The sequence below is a fragment of the Rhizobacter sp. P1_G5 genome, assembly GCF_056405435.1.
On sequence record NZ_JBFUCB010000530.1, the window covers coordinates 1 to 4,286 of the forward strand.

At 70.8% G+C, this 4,286-nt stretch carries 4 protein-coding genes; 3 read left to right on the forward strand and 1 reads right to left on the reverse strand.

The features are described from left to right. The 3 genes from AC1D12_RS26190 to AC1D12_RS26200 all read left to right on the forward strand — a co-directional run. On the forward strand, window positions 1-2,448 hold a 2,448-nt coding region (locus tag AC1D12_RS26190), incomplete at its 5' end, for a di-heme oxidoredictase family protein (protein ID WP_477843883.1). A gap of 86 nt (window positions 2,449-2,534) precedes the next feature. Next, a complete protein-coding gene (locus tag AC1D12_RS26195; RefSeq protein ID WP_477843885.1) occupies window positions 2,535-3,482 on the forward strand; it encodes a YihY/virulence factor BrkB family protein in 948 nt (315 codons plus the stop codon). A gap of 62 nt (window positions 3,483-3,544) precedes the next feature. Beyond that, on the forward strand, window positions 3,545-3,814 hold the full coding sequence (locus AC1D12_RS26200) for a hypothetical protein (RefSeq protein WP_477843887.1): 270 nt from the start codon (window positions 3,545-3,547) through the stop codon (window positions 3,812-3,814). On the opposite strand, the gene AC1D12_RS26205 is transcribed toward AC1D12_RS26200, so the two are convergent. Continuing rightward, a partial coding sequence (locus AC1D12_RS26205) for a LysR substrate-binding domain-containing protein (RefSeq protein ID WP_477843889.1) occupies window positions 3,750-4,286 on the reverse strand: 537 nt, incomplete at its 5' end. The genes AC1D12_RS26200 and AC1D12_RS26205 overlap by 65 nt on opposite strands.

Genomic DNA, 4,286 nt, shown 5'->3' on the forward strand with positions numbered 1-4,286 from the left:
TTGCAAAGCGTCGCCACCGGCCAGTGCATCGGTGTCAACGGCGGCAGCAACGCGAGTGGCACGGCGCTGCAGCTGCAGACCTGCAGCAGCACCACCACGCAGCAGTTCGACGTGACACTCGCCTCCGCCGGCGTCTACAAGCTGACGGTCGCGGCGAGCGGCCTCGCCATCGACGTGCAGAACGCCTCCGCCAGCGACGGCGCGCCGCTGCAGCAGTGGACCGACAACGGCACCAACGCGCAGCGCTTCACGCTCGGCGAACCGGCGGCCGGCGTGGTCACGCTCGTCAACGTCAACAGCGGCAAGTGCGTGCAGGCGGCCGATGCCGCGAGCCTGCGCCAGTACGGCTGCAACGGCGCCGGCGCACAGCAGTTCAGGCTGGTCGGCGGCAACACCAACCCGCCCGACCCGGTCGCCGTGGTGCCGCTGTTCCCGCAGGGCACGCCGATCATCGAACCGATCCAGGCCGTCGAGGCCGACGGCACGCTGGTCACCTACATGGGCATGCGCCCGACCGAACGCCATGCGCGCGAACGTGGCGAGGCCTGGGACGCGCCCGACCAGGGCCCGGGCCGCTACCTGACCTTCCCGTCGTTCTACTTCCAGAACCGAACCTTCGGCCTGGTGATCCGCGACGAGGTGCCCGCCGGCCGCTCGAAGATCACCTTCACGCTGCGCGTCAACGACGGCACCTTCGACGGCACCACCTTCAGCCTGTTCCGCAACGCCGGCGATCCGAACGTGCGCGATTACGGCTGGGCGCTCAACTACGGCTTCGGCAACCCGAAATTCCTGAATGCCGACAATTACCCGCTGCCGATCTGCATCGCCGGGCAGCCGGATGCCGACTGCCAGTTCTCGGTCGACACCAACTGGCGCACCGATCCGCACAGCCGGCTGAAGGTGGGCGATCCGGTCGAGCTCGCGCCCGCGCCGCGGCTCAAGTACAACGCCGACGGCAGCGCGGTGATCGATGGCGGCGGCGCACGCTACTACTCGTTCGAGCAGCTGTACGTGGCCGGCGTCGGGCTGCGGCCCTGGTACGGCATCGCGCCGAACCTGGACTCCGCGGCCCTGCCGCCCGAGACGCTGTCCGGCGGGCAGACCAGCCTGTCGTACAACTACTCCGAAGAGCCGATGCGCGTGTTCCAGCAGATGGCCAACAACATCGGCATCCAGAACACGAAGCGCTTTGTCGAGGGGCGGCGGCTGTTCCACACCTCGTTCATCGACGGCCGGCATTCGGAGCATCCGGAGAGCAACCCGGTGTTCAGCGCGCATGCCGGGCAGCTCGGCCCGCGCTACAACCAGGTGAGCTGCATCGCATGCCATGCGCTGAATGGCCGCACGGCGGCACCGGCGGCCGGCACGGCGTTCGCCGGTACGGTGCTGACCGGCACGGCCGGTGCCGATGGCAGGCGCGTGCCCGATGCGACCTACGGCCTCAATGTGCTGCAGAAGGCCGCCGCCGCCGGCGCGGCCGACTACGGCGTCAGCGTGCAGGCCTACACGACGACGGTGCGCACGCTGGCCGACGGCGAGAAGGTCGAGCTGCAGAAGCCGGTCTACGCGTTCAAGGGCCCGGTGCCGGCGCAGTACTCGGCGCGCCAGGCACCGCAGGTGATCGGCGTCGGTTTGCTCGAGGCTTTGCCCGAGAGCACGGTGCTCGCGCTGGCCGACCCGGCCGATGCGAACGGCGACGGCATCCGCGGCGTCGCCAACCTGGTGACCGATCCGGAGACGGGCCAGACGCGCCTCGGCCGCTTCGGCTGGAAGGCCGCGAAGGCGAGCGTGCGCCACCAGGCCGCCGAGGCGCTGGTCAACGACATGGGCGTGGTGTCGCCGGTGTACCCGTCGCGCAGCTGCCAGCGGGCCGCGGCCGATTGCCGCAGCAACCCGCAGGGCACCGGTGTCAACGAGCAGGAGCTGCAGCGCGTCGTGCAGTACCTGGAGCTGCTCGCGGTGCCGGCGCAGCGCAGCCTGCGCAGCGCGTTCCCGGCCGGCGTGCGGGTCTCGCCGGAGCACGAGGTGAACCCGGCGCAGGTGACACGCGGCGCGCAGCTGTTCGCACAGGTCAACTGCACCGCCTGCCACGTGGCGACGCTGAAGACCGGCACGACCCACCCGTTCGCCGAGCTGCGCGACCAGACCATCCACCCGTACACCAACCTGCTGCTGCACGACATGGGAACGGGCCTGGCGGACACGGTGGCCGAGGGCAAGGCGCAGCCGTCGATGTGGCGCACCGCGCCGCTGTGGGGCATCGGCTCGCTGCCCTGGGTGCAAGGCAGCGCGCAGAACGTGCGCTACCTGCACGACGGCCGGGCGCGCACGCTGATGGAGGCGATCGGCTGGCACGGCGGCGAGGCGGACAACAGCCGCCAGCGTTTCGAGGTCTTGTCGAGGGACGACCGGGCGGCGGTGCTGGCGTTCCTGAACACGCTGTAGGGTCAACAAACCCCAGGCGCCCTCCTACAGCCACACGCGCCGCTGGACGATTGGCTGAGCGCGTCGGCTGCGTACGCTGGGCGGCGATGGAAACCGCCGCCCCGCTCCCCTCCCGCTGGCCCGGCCTGCGCGCCTGGTGGTCGCTCGTGAAGCAGGCCGGCAATGCGTGGATCGACGACTACGCGCCCAGCATGGGCGCGGCGCTGTCGTACTACAGCATGTTCTCGCTGGCGCCGCTGCTGCTGATCGTGATCGCGATCGCCGGGCTGGTGTTCGGCGAAGAGGCGGCGCGCGGCGAGGTGTTCGGCCAGATCCGCGGCCTGCTCGGCACCGAATCGGCCCAGGCCGTGGAAGCGGTGCTGGCCAGCCTGCACAGGCCGGCCGAGGGCACGGCCTCGGCGCTGCTCGGCATCGCCGTGCTGCTGGTGGGCGCCACCTCGGTGTTCGGCGAGTTGCAGGACGCGCTCGACCGCATCTGGCGCGCGCCGGCCCGCGTTCGCGCGAGCGGCTGGTGGAACCTGCTGCGCACGCGGCTGCTGTCGTTCGGCATGATCCTCGGCATCGCCTTCCTGCTGATGGTCTCGCTGGTGCTCAGCGCCGCGATCTCGGCGCTCGGCAAGTGGTGGGGCGGCGTGTTCGGCAACTGGGCCACGCTTGCGCAGGCGGTGAACCTCGGGGTCGGGCTGCTGATGACGACCGGCGTGTTCGCGATGATCTACAAGCTGATGCCGCGTGTCGCCGTGCGCTGGCACGACGTGTGGCTGGGTGCGCTGCTGACCGCGGTGCTGTTCACCGTCGGCCGCTACCTGATCGGCGCCTACATCGGCACCAGCGGCGTGGCCTCGGGTTTCGGGGCCGCCGGCTCGCTGATCGTGATCTTCGTGTGGGTGTACTACTCGGCGCAGATCTTCCTGCTGGGCGCCGAACTGACCTGGGCCTACGCCCGCAGCTTCGGCTCGATGCACCACCTGCCGTCACCACCCGCGCCGACCGCGACCGGCAGCGCGGGCGGAATTCCTACAGCGGGTGCTTGAGCGCACCTACACCAAGGTCTTAGGGTCGTCTTCAGAATGGGACCATCGCCAGGGAGAACACCATGAGCCCGTCACACCTGCTCTCATCGCCGGCCTCGCGCAAACTGCTCCCCGGCGTCGGCGTGGCCGTGCCGGTGGCGGTGGCCTTCGCGGCCGTGGCGATCGGCCTTCCGGTCACCGAACGCGCCGACCGCAACGCCTTCGCTGCCGACGTGCTGCTGATGGCCGCCGCCGTGCCCGCCGCCGCGGCCAGCGCGGTCCCGGCCATCAAGCGCGAGGTGGTCCGGATCCGCGACTCGGCGCTGCACCAGCGGCCTGCATCCGCGCGCTGACCCAGTCGACGAACACCCGCACCCGCGGCGACAGCTGCCGGCTGTGCGGGTACAGCAGCGAGACCGGCATCGGCGCCGGGCACCACGGCGCCAGCACCTCCTGCAGGCGCCCGTCGGCCACCTCGGCCTCCACGTGGTAGCGCGGGATCTGGATCAAGCCCTGCCCGGCCAGGCAACAGGCCAGATAGGCGTCGGCATGGCGCACCGAGAGGCTGCCCTTCATCAACACCACCTGCGGCTGCCCGTCGACGATGAAGTCGAAGGGCGCGCGCCGGCCCGTCGCGCTTGACAGAAAGTTCACCGCGCGGTGCCGCGGCAGGTCGTCGAGTGATGCGGGCACACCGTACTTCGCCAGATAGGCCGGGCTCGCGCAGGTGAGCTGCGGCTGGTCGGCCACGTGCCGCAACACCATCGACGAATCGCGCGGGCTGCCGGCGCGCAGCACGCAATCCACCCCCTCGCGCACCAGGTC